Source organism: Shuttleworthella satelles DSM 14600 (assembly GCF_000160115.1).
GTDB classification, from domain to species: Bacteria; Bacillota; Clostridia; order Lachnospirales; family Lachnospiraceae; genus Shuttleworthia; species Shuttleworthia satelles.
In genome coordinates this window covers 1,400,112-1,414,186 of record NZ_GG665866.1, presented here as the reverse complement: position 1 = coordinate 1,414,186, position 14,075 = coordinate 1,400,112, and the positions used below count along the sequence as shown (strand labels likewise).

The 14,075-nt window shown below is 54.5% G+C and carries 12 protein-coding genes; 9 read left to right on the top strand and 3 right to left on the bottom strand.

Features of this window, described 5'->3' with window-relative positions; all coding sequences use genetic code 11:
* Positions 1 to 717: 717 nt before the first annotated feature.
* The 6 genes from GCWU000342_RS06430 (at position 718) to GCWU000342_RS10690 (ending at position 9,224) form a co-directional block, all read left to right on the top strand.
* The gene (locus GCWU000342_RS06430; RefSeq protein ID WP_006906530.1) at positions 718 to 2,421 is read left to right on the top strand and encodes a glycosyl hydrolase family 18 protein; all 1,704 of its coding nucleotides are present in this window, start codon (positions 718 to 720) and stop codon (positions 2,419 to 2,421) included.
* 106 nt (positions 2,422 to 2,527) lie between these two features.
* A complete protein-coding gene (locus tag GCWU000342_RS06425) occupies positions 2,528 to 4,042 on the top strand; it encodes an L-threonylcarbamoyladenylate synthase (protein ID WP_006906529.1) in 1,515 nt (504 codons plus the stop codon).
* A gap of 228 nt (positions 4,043 to 4,270) precedes the next feature.
* Positions 4,271 to 4,756, top strand: a complete 486-nt coding sequence (locus tag GCWU000342_RS06420; protein WP_045000412.1) for a deoxycytidylate deaminase — start codon at positions 4,271 to 4,273, stop codon at positions 4,754 to 4,756.
* Positions 4,757 to 4,871: 115 nt separating this feature from the next.
* A complete protein-coding gene (locus GCWU000342_RS06415; RefSeq protein WP_242649979.1) occupies positions 4,872 to 5,825 on the top strand; it encodes a DMT family transporter in 954 nt (317 codons plus the stop codon).
* A 96-nt stretch (positions 5,826 to 5,921) separates the two neighbouring features.
* Positions 5,922 to 7,706 (top strand): phospholipase D-like domain-containing protein, encoded by a 1,785-nt coding sequence (locus GCWU000342_RS06410; protein WP_006906526.1) that lies wholly within the window; start codon positions 5,922 to 5,924, stop codon positions 7,704 to 7,706.
* 69 nt (positions 7,707 to 7,775) lie between these two features.
* Positions 7,776 to 9,224 carry a tocopherol cyclase family protein gene (locus GCWU000342_RS10690; protein ID WP_006906525.1) on the top strand — a complete coding sequence of 483 codons (1,449 nt, stop codon included), beginning with the start codon at positions 7,776 to 7,778 and terminating at the stop codon, positions 9,222 to 9,224.
* Positions 9,225 to 9,518: 294 nt separating this feature from the next.
* On the opposite strand, the gene GCWU000342_RS06400 is transcribed toward GCWU000342_RS10690, so the two are convergent.
* Both GCWU000342_RS06400 and GCWU000342_RS06395 read right to left on the bottom strand, forming a co-directional pair.
* On the bottom strand, positions 9,519 to 9,785 hold the full coding sequence (locus GCWU000342_RS06400; RefSeq protein ID WP_006906524.1) for a Txe/YoeB family addiction module toxin: 267 nt from the start codon (positions 9,783 to 9,785) through the stop codon (positions 9,519 to 9,521).
* Positions 9,786 to 9,787: 2 nt separating this feature from the next.
* Positions 9,788 to 10,054: a type II toxin-antitoxin system RelB/DinJ family antitoxin gene (locus GCWU000342_RS06395; RefSeq protein ID WP_045000410.1), complete on the bottom strand. Its 267-nt coding sequence runs from the start codon at positions 10,052 to 10,054 to the stop codon at positions 9,788 to 9,790.
* 258 nt (positions 10,055 to 10,312) lie between these two features.
* On the opposite strand from GCWU000342_RS06395, the gene GCWU000342_RS06390 reads away from it, so the two are divergent.
* The 3 genes from GCWU000342_RS06390 (at position 10,313) to GCWU000342_RS06380 (ending at position 12,886) form a co-directional block, all read left to right on the top strand.
* Positions 10,313 to 10,714: a Fur family transcriptional regulator gene (locus GCWU000342_RS06390; protein WP_006906522.1), complete on the top strand. Its 402-nt coding sequence runs from the start codon at positions 10,313 to 10,315 to the stop codon at positions 10,712 to 10,714.
* Between the two features lie 177 nt (positions 10,715 to 10,891).
* Positions 10,892 to 11,791: a tRNA pseudouridine(38-40) synthase TruA gene (gene truA / locus GCWU000342_RS06385; protein ID WP_045000409.1), complete on the top strand. Its 900-nt coding sequence runs from the start codon at positions 10,892 to 10,894 to the stop codon at positions 11,789 to 11,791.
* Positions 11,792 to 11,944: 153 nt separating this feature from the next.
* Positions 11,945 to 12,886, top strand: coding sequence for a magnesium transporter CorA family protein (locus tag GCWU000342_RS06380; protein WP_045000407.1), 942 nt, complete (start codon positions 11,945 to 11,947; stop codon positions 12,884 to 12,886).
* Here GCWU000342_RS06380 and GCWU000342_RS06375 read toward each other — a convergent pair.
* Entirely contained in the window at positions 12,837 to 13,763 is a 927-nt protein-coding gene (locus GCWU000342_RS06375; protein WP_045000405.1) for a class I SAM-dependent methyltransferase, read from the bottom strand. The two genes, GCWU000342_RS06380 and GCWU000342_RS06375, sit on opposite strands and share 50 nt — an antisense overlap.
* Between the last annotated feature and the right edge of the window lie 312 nt (positions 13,764 to 14,075).

The following is a 14,075-nucleotide window of genomic DNA, read 5'->3' as shown; positions in this document are numbered from 1 at the left end:
TCAAACGCTTAGCAGGATAGAGTTAATTTTGTCATGATAAGGGGAGATGCCTTTTGAGCGCTTGCCATAGCAGAGCGGAAATGCTATCTATAGGATAGAAAGAAGCCCAGGCGAGAAGAAGGACTTATCTTTCCCCTTCGGGGATAGGGAAGAGGGATTCCTCGGCCGACAGCAGAGCACACTGCTTTTTCCGGCATTTCCCGAATCATCAGCGAAGCCAAAATCATGGATGGCTGTCCTCTGACACAAGAAGGCGGGGGCAGTCGGTGAAAACAAGCCTTGATCCTTTTTCTCGCGCGTCTGATTCCTCTGCGCTCGATTTACGCATATACCACAGATTAAGAGCTGCGGAGGGAATCGCTCTCACACAGATCCATGCAGCGAACAAAGTGGACAGGCAGGTGAGAATCCGCGGTCAAGGGAGATCCGGGAGCGGACAGATGGGGCGTCAAGGCGCCGAAGGCAGTTCGGAGAGAGGGGGCTATCGGGGAAATAAAAGGGAAATATATTGTAACTGTAAATGATACAGGTGCCCGGTGCATCATCTTGCGACACCTGTGACAAGGAGCCGGCGGCTACGGAGAGCCGATCGGCGCGAAAGAATACATATCTGTCACGAAAGGCATTCTGAGAGATACCCCGGATCATCTACGGGGTGTCTCTCTTATGATATAATGAATTCGATTTGTTGTGTGATTTTCGGCTCTGAGGTGTGAGATGAAGAAGAAAAAGAAGAGAATACCCCTGGCGCTGATTTTACTGCTTGTGATTGTCCTGCTCGGGATCGTCATTTTTCTGGTCGTGCGCTATCGGCCGGGCAAAGAGCATTTGAGCCTGAATACCTTTTTTGGAGTGGACGGGGAGGAAGACGGCGCGGTGATTGCCAACGGCAATCTGATCAGTACAGACGACAAGGCACCTGCCGCCAAGCTGGTCAACGGAACGACCTATGTCCGCTGGAGCCTGCTTCACGACCATCTTGACGACGGCTGGGTCTATGACGCAAGTGAGGGGATTCTCCGCTATGCCACGGATAAGAATCTGATCAGCGTTAATCTCTCTGACTCCAATTATATGGAAGATAAGAATTCCAAGAGCTGGTCCGCCCCCATCGTCATCGTCTCCGACAATAAGACCTATGTGGCCCTGGATTTTGTCAAGCAGTTCACGGACCTGACCTACACCGTCGCCAATCAGCCCAACCGGCTGGCGATCTGGACAGCCGGGACGGCAGTGAAGACCGGCAGCTTAAACGGGGCGGAGGGGATTCGTCGCAAGGCGGGAATTAAGAGTCAGATTCTGGAGGACGGAAAGAGCGGAGATTCCCTTACTATTGTGCAGGAACTGGACGGCTGGTATCAGGTGGTCACTGCGGACAATGTCATCGGCTGTGTCCGCAAGAGTAAGGTCAGCGGGGTCAAGGACTCCAAAATCGAGGCAAATCTGCCGGAGCGCCAGTACAGCCACAGGATTTTAGATCAGAAGATCCAGCTGGCCTGGCATCAGGTAACCTCGACTGCGGGCAATGCCAACATGTCCAATCTCCTGGCCAACACCAGCGGAATCAATGTGATCTCCCCCACCTGGTTCTCCCTCAAGGACAATGGGGGCAACTTAAACGACTATGGCAGCAGCGACTATGTGACCAAGGCGCACAGCGAAAATGTCGCCGTCTGGGGTCTGGTCAGCAATCTGGCTTCCAAGGGGGTCGACACCAAGACCGTCTTGAATACGACGTCCGCCAGGGACAATCTGGTCAACGGTCTGATCGCGGCCGCGATCCGCTACAATCTGGACGGGATCAATGTAGATATCGAGTCTCTGCCGACAGAGGCGGCGGATGGCTACATTCAATTCATCAGAGAGTTATCCCTCAAGGCGCACGCCAATAATCTGGTCGTCTCCGTCGACAATTACACGCCGAGCGCCTCCAGTCTTCACTACAACCGGGCGGAGCAGGCAAACTACGCGGACTATAACGTGATTATGGCCTATGATGAGCACTGGGCCACGGACAAGACCGCGGGCAGCAATTCTTCGATCGACTATGTCAAAAAGGCAGTTTCCGCCACGTTAGAGACGACGCCTGCCCGGCAGGTGATCCTGGCTCTCCCGCTCTACACCAGGGCCTGGACGACGAAGAGCGACGGAAGCGTGTCCAGTCAGGCTGTCGCCATGAAGGACCAGGACGCCCTTTTGGCCCAGAATAAGGTTGTGGCCAGCTGGAATGAGGAGCTGGGGCAGAGCACAGCCTCCTGGAAGGACGCTGATGGCAACAAGGTGGAGATCTGGCTGGAGAACGCCGACTCGATCGCAAAGAAGATGGAGGTCTATCGGAACAATCAGCTGGGGGGTGTCGCCTTCTGGAAGCTGGGGATGGAGCCGTCTTCCATCTGGCAGACGGTCAGCGCCGGTAAATAGGATGTCGGGACGACGGAGGAAATAGGATGCCGGGGGAGACGGCAAATGAAGTGAATGAAAGCGAAGAGAGTGAGGATCCCGTTTGGAGACAAGACAGTTTCGGGCCATGCCCGGAGATGATTTGAAGGAGATTCTGAGAGAGCCGGGGGAGATTCTGCGCGAGGGAGGCCTGGTGGCCTTTCCCACAGAGACCGTATATGGCCTGGGAGGAGACGCGGAGAATGCCGAATCCTCCAGGAAGATCTATGCGGCCAAGGGGCGGCCCTCGGACAATCCTCTGATCGTGCATATCGCGGATTTCTCCCAGATGGAGGCCATTGCCCAGGAGCTTGCCCCTCAAGTGAGGATCCTGGCGGACGCTTTCTGGCCGGGTCCGCTGACCATGATTGTCAGAAAAAATGACCGGATCCCCCTGGAGACTACGGGCGGGCTTGACACCGTGGCGGTGCGCATGCCCTCTCACCCAGTCGCGCGCCAGCTGATTCTCTCCAGCGGCTGCATGATCGCGGCGCCGAGCGCGAACAGCTCCGGCCGTCCCTCGCCCACACGAGCGGAGCATGTGGCAGACGATCTGTCAGGCAAGATCGATGCGATTATCGACGGGGGCCCGGTGGAAATCGGCCTGGAGTCCACGATTGTGGACCTGTCTGAGGGGATCCCGACCGTGCTCCGTCCCGGCTATATCAACCTGCGGATGCTGGAGGAGGTTCTGGGACAGGATCATGTCCGAATGGATCCCGGACTGATGGAAGAGAATGTCAGCGCCAGACCCAAAGCGCCCGGAATGCGCTATAAGCACTATGCGCCCAGAGGAGATCTGAAAATTGTTGAGGGGGCGGCTGACGATGTGGTTGAGACCATCAACCGCCTGAGCGCGGAGGCAATCGCGACGGGGAGTAAGGTCGGCGTTATCGCGAGCGCTGAGACCAGAAGCCGTTATCTCTATGGGGATATTGTTGAGATCGGACCGCGCAGCGACGAGGAGGAGATTGCCCGCCATCTCTTTGGAGTCCTCCGGCATTTTGATGACCAGGGCATAGAGATCATCTACTCGGAGGCCTTTGACACCCCACAGATGGGAACGGCCATTATGAACCGCCTGATCAAGGCGGCGGCCCACCAGCTGATTCTGGCGGCGAGGAGGGTGACGAGGGTGATTTTCGTCTCCGGCCGCGGCGTGTGCCGGGCTCCCATGGCGGCGGAACTGCTGCGCAGGCAGGATCTGACTCGGCCGATTGAGATTTTCGCCCGGGGGAGGGTGGCCCTCTTTCCGGAACCGGTCAATCAGAAGGTCCAGGCAGTTCTGCAGGGCAAGGGAATCGAATTGGCGGACTATGAGTCCGAGCCCCTGAAGAATGAGGAGATCACAGATTCGACCCTGGTCTTTACCATGGACGCCGGGCAGAGAACGGAGATTATCAGGCGTTTCGCGAATGCCGATGAGGACAATACCTATGTCCTCTCCGCCTATGTGGGAGATGAATTGGATATCCTCAATCCCTATGGGGGGAACCTGCAGCAGTATGGGCTTTGCTTTGAAGTCCTGAATCAGACGATCGGGAAGCTGGCGGCCAAGCTCAATGAGCTGGCGGTAAGTCTGCCCGAGAGCAAAGAAGCATAGAAAGAAGAAGCATAAAATAAGAAAGAAGAGAGCGAGCAGGAGAGTGAGGCCGCGGTTCACGACGAGCGGATTTATGATGAGGGGACAGGGACACGCGGGAAACCCATGTGTCATGGATCAAGCGGCCGATCCGATCGGATGCAATGGGTCAGGCGGCCGATCGGGTACAATGGGTCAGGCGGACGATCGGATGCAATAGGTCAGGCGGCAGACGACAGAGGAAAGAATATGAGCAGTAAACGTGAGGATTACATCAGTTGGGATGAGTATTTTATGGGAGTGGCTGCCCTGGCCGGCATGCGGTCCAAGGACCCCAATACCCAGGTGGGGGCCTGCATTGTGAGCTCGCAGAATAAGATTCTCTCCATTGGTTACAACGGCCTTCCCATCGGCTGCTCCGATGACGAGTTTCCCTGGAACCGGGAGGGAAATCCCCTGGAGAACAAATATTTCTACACGACTCACAGCGAGCTCAATGCCATTTTAAATTACCGGGGAGGAAGCCTGGAGGGGACCAAGATGTATGTCACCCTCTTTCCCTGCAATGAGTGCGCCAAGGCCATTATCCAGGCGGGGATCAAGGAGATCATCTTCAAGACCGACAAGTACGCGGATACACCGTCGGTCATTGCCTCCAAGCGCATGCTCAAGGCGGCGGGGATCAGCTGCAGGCGCTATCTGCCCTCGGGCAGGAGGGTTGAGATTGACCTCTGAGTTTTTTGGAAAATCGCAGGCTTCAGGGAAAATAATGTGTGAGGACCAGATATCCGAACAGAAGATTAGCCGGTTGTCGGGGAAGATACCTGAACAGAGACCCGAGCAGAATATATTGAGTCGGACTCCTATTGTGTGGATGGGAGCCCTGATTTCCTGCGCCCTGTGGGGAGGGGCTTTCCCCGCCATTAAAATCGGCTATGGACTCTATGGAATCAAGGCGTCGGCGACAGGAGACCAGATCTTGTTCGCAGGCTTTCGCTTTATTCTGGCGGGAATTTTTGCCATTGCGATCGGGAGCCTGCTCTACCGGAGGCTTCTCTTTCCCGGAAGAGGAATGTGGGGCAAGATCCTCAAGCTCTGTCTTTTGCAGACGGTGGGACAGTATTTTTTCTTCTACCTGGGGCTGGCGCACAGCAGCGGGGTCTCGGCCTCTATCATTCAGGCGAGTAGTGTCTTTGTCGCCCTTTTTGTGGCAAGCGCACTCTTTCACCAGGAGCGAATGACCCGGCGCAAGCTGCTTGGCAGCGCTCTCGGCTTCTCCGGAGTTCTTCTGCTGAATCTGGCCGGACTGCTGATTGCCCTGCTGGGAGGAGGGGGCGCACAGGCAGTGGTCGGCTCCGGATCTTCTCTGCCGGGCCAGCTCGCCGTATTCGCGTCGACGGTCATGTACGCTTTCTCATCTGTTTTTCTCAAGGAGTATTCCAGGGAGGAACTGCCCTTTACACTAAGCGGCTATCAGTTTTTTCTGGGAGGAATCCTGCTCTGCCTGACGGGGCGCCTGATGGGAGGCAGCCCGACAGTTCTCCTGGGACAAATGGAGGGGGCAGGACTGGGGATTCTCCTGCTCCTGGCGGGCATCTCCGCGGTGGCTTATTCGCTCTGGGGTCAGCTGCTCAAGTACAATCCCGTCTCCAAAGTGGCGGTCTTTGGTTTTATGACGCCTGTCTTTGGCGTGATCTTCTCCACGATTTTTCTCCAGGAGAAGCAAGGGGCGGGTTGGCCTGTCATTCTGCTCTCTTTAATCCTGGTCTGCGCAGGGACAATCCTGGCCCAGAGCAAAGTTTGAAATCAAGAGGATCTTTGCGATATGATTGCATCAATTAGACGAGCACATAGGCAGTAGACAGGCTTTTGCAAAAGAAGGGCTGAACTGAGGTGAGGGATGCGGAAAATCAATTCACTGAGTGATATCCGGGAGATGCGTCTCTTGAAGAGAGGGAAAAAGCGTCTGATCAAGCTGGTTTACGGCAGAACCTTCATTATGTCTGCGCTGATCATCCTGCAGATCCTCTTTGTGGTTGCCCTTGTGGACACCTTAAATCGCTACGGCCCTTATATGTATATGTTCTCCATGGCCGTCACCGTCATATCGGTTCTGCATATTTTCAACAGCGACAGCGATCCGAGCGTCAAACTCTCCTGGCTGCTTTTTGTCGCGGTCGGAAGCCCCTTCGGGGCTCTCTTCTATGTATATGTGAGAAGTGATGTCGGCCACCGGAGACTGAAGAAGCAAATTTCCAGAATTTTGAAATACACGAGTCAGGCACAGCCTGACATGTCCCTGACCATGAAGGCGATTGAAGACTGCCGACCCGAGAGATCGGCCTTTGCCCATTATATGAACGACACCTGCGGCTATCATCCCTATCCGGTCACGAACCTCAAGTACTATCCTCTGGGTGATGACTTCCTCCCGGATTTCCTGGAGGACCTGTCCTCTGCCAGGCATTTTATCTTCCTGGAGTATTTCATTGTCTCTGAGGGGCAGATGTGGGGCAAGATCCTCTACATTCTCTCGCAAAAGGTCAAGGAGGGAGTGGAGGTCCGTCTCATGTATGACGGGACCAATGAATTCACCAACCTTCCCCATAATTATCCGGCCATGCTGGAGAAGCTGGGCATCGCCTGCCGCATCTTTGATCCGGTGAGGCCCTTCGTCTCCACGGAGTACAATTACCGTGACCATCGCAAGATCGCGGTCATCGACGGGAAAACGGCCTATACGGGAGGGCTCAATCTGGCGGATGAGTATATCAATGTGACCCACCCCTACGGGCACTGGAAGGATGTGGCTATTCGCAGCTATGGAGACGGGGTCGCCACCTTTACCCGCCTCTTTTTGGAGTCCTGGAATTATCAGGCAAATAAGCCTATGCCGGAGGAGAACCGCTATATTGAGGCCTCAACCCTCTACGGTCTTCTGAGGACAGGGGGAGGACAGCGGGTCGAGGAGGCCCGGGAGCTACTTCAGGCGAATCGGACAGACCGGGCGGATCAGGGAGATCGGGCAGGCCAGGGAAATCAGGGGCACTGGGCAGACCTGGGAAATATGGCGAATCAGGCCGACCGGGCAAACCAGGTCAGGACAGCGGTAGATCGGATTGTTGAGGATGGCTTTGTCATCCCCTATGCGGATAACCCTCTGGACGGAGAGCGGATGGGAGAACAGGTCTACCTGGATATCCTTCAGACCGCCTCTGACTACGTCTATATCATGACCCCCTATCTGATTCTGGATGAAACAATGGTCAATGCCCTGACTTACGCGACCAAGCGAGGGATCGACGTCAGGATTATTCTGCCCCATATTCCGGACAAGCGCTACGCCTTTGCTCTGGCCAAGACCCATTATCGGGAGCTTCTTGAAGCCGGCGTCAAAATTTATGAGTATACGCCGGGATTTGTACACGCCAAGGTCTTCGTCAGCGATGACAGAAGGGCGACGGTCGGGTCCATTAATCTGGATTACCGGTCCCTCTATCACCACTTCGAGGTGGGACTCTATGTGGATGGAAACCGGGTGATCGGGGATATTCTTGAGGATTTTCAAAAGACCCTGGACAAATGTCAGCAGATATCCCTGGAGGATACCCGGGCCGGAGGCTTCCGCAACCGCTTTGACCGGGCCCTGGGGGCGGTGTTCAAGCTGCTTGCCCCTATGCTCTAGGGTCGGTTTACAAATCGGCTGGGATGGACCAAAATAAGGTTTAGGTAACTTCCAAAAGGAGGGACGAATATGGGCGTGTTAGAAGAGATTGAGACCAATATATCCAAGGCGATTGACTCTGCGACGGACAACGCGGATGCGGCCATTGAAGTGGCCAAGAAGGCGGCCACCGGGGCGATTCATGTCACGGACGGAGCTGTCAGCAAGGCGGGAGAGATCGCCAAAAAGTACAAGCTGGATGAGGCGGCGGCGTCTGCGGCCAAATCCGTGGGACAGATGGTGGAAGAGGTATCAAAGAAGTATCCTCTGGCAGGCAGAGCCGTGGAGCTCGGAAGGAGCGCCATGGATGTCGCCGGCGAGGTGAGCAGCGACATTATGGAGAGCGGCTTCAACAAGTCCGATCTGGAGCGCGACCGTTTTATGCTTCGCGGCAAGCTGGCGGAACAGGGCTACGATTGCTGGCGGCAGTTCTTTACCGGGCACAATGCGGCTACCGGCGAGGAGAAGAGCTTTTTCCTCTGCTTCTTCGCGATCAATCCGGCTCTGGGAACAGATTCCGCCATTCTGGGACAGAGCGAAGAGACGCAGAGCAAGGGGATTAAGCCCTCCTATCTCATGGTCAAGGCTGGGGTCTGGGGAGAAGACCCGAGGCAGTTGAACCGCTTCTTCCCCTGGAAGAAAGTCAGCATGAATGAGGGGGCTCCCTTCTCAATCAGCGCGGACAACTGTTTCCTCAGCGAGACCAGAAGTCTGGGGAGGGTCTGTCTGCGGCCGGAGGAGGTCAAGGCACACCCGGAGTGGATGAGCGACGCCGGTGATTTGATCTGGGATCTGCACATCGACAAGAAGATCGCCTTTAATATCGGTTATGGCGCGGGGAAAGCCATGCGCGACCAGGAGGCTCTGCAGATGCTCTGGCACGCGGAGGGGATGAAGACTGCCTATGAGGGGCGAGTCGTTTATAACGGGCAGATTTACATGGTCCGCCCGGAGACCTCGTTTGGCTACGCGGATAAAAATTGGGGCAGTGATTTTACCAGGCCGTGGATCTGGCTGGCCTCCAATGATCTGACTTCGAAGATCAGCGGAGACAAGCTGAGTAATTCCGCCTTTGCCATTGGAGGGGGCAAGCCAAGGATTGGCAATCTGGAAGTGGAAAATGGCCTGCTCGGCGCCATCTGGCATGAGGGAGAAGCCTATCAGTTCAACTTCTCTCATGTCTGGACTTTGACCAAGACCCGCTACAAGGTCAAGGTGGGGAAGGACTATATTCGCTGGCGCCTGATCCAGGAGACCCCCCTGTCCAAGATGTACACGGATATTCAATGTCCCAGGAAGGATATGGTCCAGCTCAGCTATGAGACCCCGGGCGGTCAGATCCGTCATGACAAATTCTGGTGCGGAGGCACGGGGACAGGCAGCATAAAGCTCTACCGCAAGTCCCTCAAGAAGGATTGGAAGTGGGAGCTGGTCGATGAGATTGAAGCGGCTCATGTGGGATGCGAATACGGAGATTAAGCTTGCGGAAGGCAATGCTGTACTCTGACATATCTCTCGGCACAGGGGTATCCTTCGTGAGGTGAATGACGCATTGCTTACCCTGCAATTGCTTTATGAGGAACCTGGCAACGGGGACCTGCCTGCGCTGGTGAAACTTGCAATTTGGGCACGGAAAAAAGGGGGTGTGGACATTTTTTAGACAGCCACACCCAACTCCTTTCCATACTGAAGAGGACTGAGCCCTCCGAGTGTTGATTTGATCTGTGCAGTACCAGCGAATATAACGGTCAATCTCATATTTTCGATATTCTGTTAATGGTCCTTATAGTGCTCTCCGCACTGAATGATGGTAATCTGATATTCATCAGCCTCAAAAATAATGCGGTTCTTCTTGTCAATTCTGACGCTGGCAAAACCTGCAAAATCGCCTTTCAGCATCTCCACCTGGCCATAGGATGCATTATAGCCATTCCGCATTACATCTTTAATCAGATTATTGACCTTTTTCAGCAGGGCCTTATCAGATTGAATCTCCGCGTATTCCTTCCAGGCATCGGACTGCCAAAGCAAGTTCCGCATAATCAGTCCTCTGTCAGATCATGATGAACAGCATTTCCCTTCCTGACATCGCTGATCCTGCGCTTAAGTTCTGCAGCCTCAGCTGGAGTAAACCCATTCTCGTCACGAAGAGAAAAACTCATTCCCTGATTTCTGACTGCCTGTCTCACAAGTGCAAGAGTCGCAGAAGACATTGTAAGGCCAAGAGAATCACATAATGAGCTGTATTCTTCTCTGGTCTTTTTATCCACCTTGAATGTAAAATTTGTCATATCAGCTGTTATTGCCATATAGATCACCTCCTGCATCCTCACTATAGCCTAATTGCACGTTCTTTTCAAGTGCTTTTCGTGTGCTTAATAAGTGCTGCTTTAATGCCCAAAATATCCGAATACCACAAGGGTTTGCGGGAGATGAAAGCTGTATCAAACTTCGGAACTCAGGCGATGAAACTTGCAATTTGACAGCGAAAAGGATAGGATGGAGGCATAGATAAGAATAAGTATTGTTATTGCAAGCGTCCGTGATCGGCGGATTTGAGGTGAAATATGGCACTGAGATATTCCAGGCAGCGTGAGCTTATCGCCAGAAATTTAAAAAACCGCAGCGACCATCCCTCCGCCGATATGGTGTACGCGTCCGTGCGCGAACAGATGCCCCACATTTCACTGGGAACGGTATATCGCAATTTGAAGGATATGACGGCCTGCGGGGAGGCAATTAGCTTTATGGTCGACGGCAAGGAGCATTTTGACGGCCGAAATACGCCTCATATCCACCTCTGTTGCAGCCGGTGCGGGAGCATTGTGGAACGCCTGGTGGTCCCGGAGGAGCTTCAGCTTCTGGCAGGGGATTCCTTTAAGGTGGAGAACGTCATTCTCCAGGGGATCTGCGAGTCCTGCCGCCAGAAAAAAGTGGAAGATCGCGAGAAGGTCGAGAACGCGGGGTGATGTTCCACTTCATGACAGAAGCGGAACGCCTTTTTTGAGTTTCTTTGGGAGCCCTCCGGGAATCATTTCCTGCGGGGGCTCCTTTTTTGTGCTATATTGATGCGGAGAACGCAGGCTCATTGGGGCACACAGATTCATCGGCTGAGAACGATAAGCGCGGCGGAAATGAGAGGTCAGATGCAGAATTATCGGCTGAAAATTGCATATGATGGAACCCGCTACGCAGGCTGGGAACACCAGCCAGGTCAGGAGACCATTCAGGGAAAGCTGGAGCAGGCCCTGGCTCGTATGTGCGGCCTCGCGATGGATGAGAGAGATTTCATGAGGCCGGACACCCCTGTCAAGCTGATTGGAGCCGGGCGGACAGATGCCGGAGTCCATGCCAGGGGGATGGTGGCTTCTATTGCGTTTGAAGCCCCTGCCTACCGGCCGGGCCCCTGGGAGCGCAGGGAGAGTAAAGGACGGGACAGAGGAAATCAGCCGGGGAATATGACCTGGCAGGCGGAGCCCAGCGCGCAGCTGACGCGAAGAAATCAGCCCAGAAGTATGACCTGTCAGGAAATGCAGGATTATCTCAATCACTACCTGCCGGACGATATCTCCGTGGTCGCGTTCAAGGAGGCGGCAGCCCGCTTTCACGCCAGATATAAGGCGGTCGGTAAGACCTATCAGTACACGGCCTTTGACGGCAGGGTCAAGCCGGTTTTCAACCGCAGGTACTACACGCCCCTGGAAGAGGAACTGGATGTCAGCGCCATGCAGGAGGCGGCGAACTGTTTGCTGGGCGAGCATGATTTCAGATCTTTCTGCGGCAATCCCAAAATGAAGAAATCCACGGTCCGCAGGGTAGACCGGATTGAAATCCGCAGGAGCAAGGGATACGTTTACTTCAGTTTTCACGGGACCGGTTTTTTACAGAATATGGTTCGCATCCTGGTGGGAACGCTTATGGAGGTGGGATGGCATCGCATGAGACCACAGGATGTCGAGAAGATTCTCGAGGCCAGGGACCGCAAGGCTGCGGGACCGACCGCCCCGGCCAGAGGGTTGTGCCTGATCAGGGTAGATTACGATTGAGTCCGCAGCCCTTTGCGCGGGGATAGCGGGCGGCAGGGCAAGCCGCCTGATCAGAGCTGGTGAAAACTGACTCCACGGTCTTTGCACGGGGATAGTGAGACCGGGGAAGAGAAAAGAGGCGCAGAGAGGACCACAGGGGATGAGAGGTCAGGGATGATCAATTATTACAGGACAGACGAGGGAGTTATTCAGAAATTAAAGGATTATGACGAGGGAGCCTGGGTGCAGCTGACCAATCCCAGTCCGGAGGAGTGCGTTGAAATAGCCGACCGCTTTCAGATGGATGTTGCTGATGTTCGGGCGGCTCTGGATGATGAGGAGTCCTCCAGAATTAGTTTGGAGGAGGGATATACGCTTATTCTGGTGGATATCCCGACTGCGGAGATCCGCAATAATCGCAACTCTTATCAGACGATTCCCCTGGGGATCCTGCTGAGAGAGGATGTGGTTATCACGGTCTGCACGGAGGAGACAGCGGTTCTTCAGACATTTGTGGATCAGAGCATGAAGGAGTTCTCCACCAAGAAGCGGATGCGCTTTGTCTATCAGATTCTCTATAATTCCAATATTGTCTATCAGTCGCTTCTGCGCACCATTGACCGAAAGCGCAAAGAGATAGAGGAGAGGATCAATGGTTCGACGGGGGACTCTGACCTCTTTGATCTGCACGAGCTGGAGTCCAACCTGGTCTATTTCGCCACCTCACTCCGAGCCAATTCCATGGTTCTGGACCGACTGACCCGTTACGGAAGGCTCCAGCAGTTCCCGGAAGACCGAGATCTGCTGGAGGATGTCATCATTGAGAACCGTCAGGCGATCGAGATGACGGGGATCTACCGGGATATTATCAACGGGACCAGAGAGCTTCTCTCCACGGTGATCAACAATCGCCTGAACGACGTCATGAAGATTCTGACCTCCGTCACCCTGATTCTGGCCATCCCAACGATCGTCTCCGGAGTCTATGGCATGAACGTGGACGATCAGTGGATGCCTCTTGCCCATGTGCCTCACGGCTTTGGAATCATCATACTGATCACCCTGGTTATTTCTGTCCTGATAGCCTGGCTCCTGCACCGCAAGAAGATGCTGTAAAGCGACCGCTTGCGCCGCAAGGGAGAATCAGACCATTGGAGGAGACGGGAAGGCCGATCTCCTGAGCCTCAACCCTGCCGTCAAAGGAGGACAGAGCCGAAGAGAGCATATAGCTTAAAACCGCGGGCTGCAGGCCTGTCGTATAGGAATTAATCAGGAAGAAGAGCGGATCATCCTTTAAGATCCTGGCCGCAAGGCAGATCAGAGGATAGACCTGCTCTTCGATTTTCCAGATCTCCCCCTTGGGGCCTCTTCCATAAGAAGGAGGATCCATGATAATGGCATCATAGCGTCTGCCCCGGCGGATTTCCCGCTCGACGAACTTGCCGCAGTCATCTACCAGCCAGCGGATGGGGGCGTCGGCAAGACCGGAGGCGGCGGCATTCTCTCTGGCCCAGGTCACCATGCCCTTAGAGGCGTCTACATGAGTGACAGCTGCCCCGGCCCTGGCCGCGGCTAAAGTGGCGCCGCCGGTGTAAGCGAAGAGGTTGAGAACCTTGATCTGGGACTGGGGACTGGCGGCCTTGCGCTTTCGGATGAGCTCAGAGAACCAGTCCCAGTTGGCCGCCTGCTCCGGGAAGAGGCCGGTGTGTTTAAAGGAGAAGGGCTTGACGCGAAAGGTCAGCTGCCCGGCAGTGGGGAGCTCATAGGAGATCTGCCATTCCTGCGGCAGGTCAAAGAACTCCCATTCGCCGCCGCCCCGTCTGGAGCGGTGATAGTGGGCGTTGAGCCTGTTCCAGTGAGGATCCCTGCGGGCTGTGTCCCAGATAACCTGAGGATCCGGGCGAAGCAGGGTGTAGCTGCCCCAGCGCTCCAGCTTCTCCCCCCCGGAGCAGTCGTATACTTCGTAGTCTTTCCAGCGATCTGCCAGCCACATAGGCATTTTCCTCCGTTGTTCTTTCCATTAAATATGAAATACGATTGCTGCCACTCCAAATATGATTGCGGCGGCGGGGGCAATCTGTTTGTCTGATAAGATCTCTGATCCAGTTCTTATTCCGGTTGCTGAGTCAGCCGAATGTATGCGCCCATACAAGACGGTAAGAGTATAGCATAGGGACACTAGATATAGGAAGAATGGCGAGGAGAGAGAGCAGATTTAGATGAGGTAAAAAATGTTCCTGAAAAAATACAAAAGATGTCCTTCTGTGCTTGTCAGGTCCTGAAAATTCGTGTATAGTAACTCTTG

What these genes read in the sequence shown, in the direction of transcription:
- GCWU000342_RS06430 (WP_006906530.1), top strand. Translation starts at nt 718, where the DNA reads ATGAAGAAGAAAAAGAAGAGAATACCCCTGGCGCTGATTTTACTGCTT.
- GCWU000342_RS06425 (WP_006906529.1), top strand. Translation starts at nt 2,528, where the DNA reads ATGCCCGGAGATGATTTGAAGGAGATTCTGAGAGAGCCGGGGGAGATT.
- GCWU000342_RS06420 (WP_045000412.1), top strand. Translation starts at nt 4,271, where the DNA reads ATGAGCAGTAAACGTGAGGATTACATCAGTTGGGATGAGTATTTTATG.
- GCWU000342_RS06410 (WP_006906526.1), top strand. Translation starts at nt 5,922, where the DNA reads ATGCGGAAAATCAATTCACTGAGTGATATCCGGGAGATGCGTCTCTTG.
- GCWU000342_RS10690 (WP_006906525.1), top strand. Translation starts at nt 7,776, where the DNA reads ATGGGCGTGTTAGAAGAGATTGAGACCAATATATCCAAGGCGATTGAC.
- GCWU000342_RS06400 (WP_006906524.1), bottom strand. Translation starts at nt 9,785, where the DNA reads ATGCGGAACTTGCTTTGGCAGTCCGATGCCTGGAAGGAATACGCGGAG.
- GCWU000342_RS06395 (WP_045000410.1), bottom strand. Translation starts at nt 10,054, where the DNA reads ATGGCAATAACAGCTGATATGACAAATTTTACATTCAAGGTGGATAAA.
- GCWU000342_RS06390 (WP_006906522.1), top strand. Translation starts at nt 10,313, where the DNA reads ATGGCACTGAGATATTCCAGGCAGCGTGAGCTTATCGCCAGAAATTTA.
- truA (WP_045000409.1), top strand. Translation starts at nt 10,892, where the DNA reads ATGCAGAATTATCGGCTGAAAATTGCATATGATGGAACCCGCTACGCA.
- GCWU000342_RS06380 (WP_045000407.1), top strand. Translation starts at nt 11,945, where the DNA reads ATGATCAATTATTACAGGACAGACGAGGGAGTTATTCAGAAATTAAAG.
- GCWU000342_RS06375 (WP_045000405.1), bottom strand. Translation starts at nt 13,763, where the DNA reads ATGTGGCTGGCAGATCGCTGGAAAGACTACGAAGTATACGACTGCTCC.